At 33.0% G+C, this 525-nt stretch carries 1 protein-coding gene; it reads right to left on the bottom strand.

The window, feature by feature from the left end; translation table 11 throughout:
• The coding region (gene grpE, locus ACFQY0_RS21395; protein WP_379717152.1) for a nucleotide exchange factor GrpE at nucleotides 1-525 on the bottom strand (525 nt) is incomplete at both ends.

Below are 525 nucleotides of genomic sequence, written 5' to 3'. Positions count from 1 at the left end.
CTCTTTCTTTTAACATATAACCTGTTTGGAATACTTCAATTACAACTCCACTGGATACACCTTCAACAGCCTCTGTCATTACTGCTTGGTGGAAGTTCGGGTCAAAGTCTTTGTCTTGAGCATCAATTAATGTGATTCCATTTGAATTCAGTTTATTAATAAAATCGTTATAAACAATCTCTACACCTTTATGAAGTGATTCAAACTCTTCAGAATTTCCAGAAATTTGAAGTGCACGTTCTAAGTTGTCAATAACTGAAAGTAAATCCTCAGCAAATGATTGATTTTTATATTTATTATTTCTTTCCGCTTCTTCTCTAGTTCTACGTTTATAGTTTTCGAACTCTGCATAAAGCATCAAGTATTTGTTTTCTTCTTCTTCTAATTTAGATTTAGCATCTTCGATTTGTGATTTTTCATCATCAGAAACTTTCTCACCAAAGTCTTCAATAGTCTTAGTAGAAGAGAATACGAGTTGGTCAGCTTCGTTACGTAGATCTACTTCTTCACGACGTTTTTTATCTG

Source organism: Haloferula chungangensis (assembly GCF_042664875.1).
Lineage (GTDB): Bacteria > Verrucomicrobiota > Verrucomicrobiia > Verrucomicrobiales > Akkermansiaceae > Haloferula > Haloferula chungangensis.
Note: the sequence above shows the minus strand (reverse complement) of the source record. Positions and strands in the feature narration are given on the sequence as shown.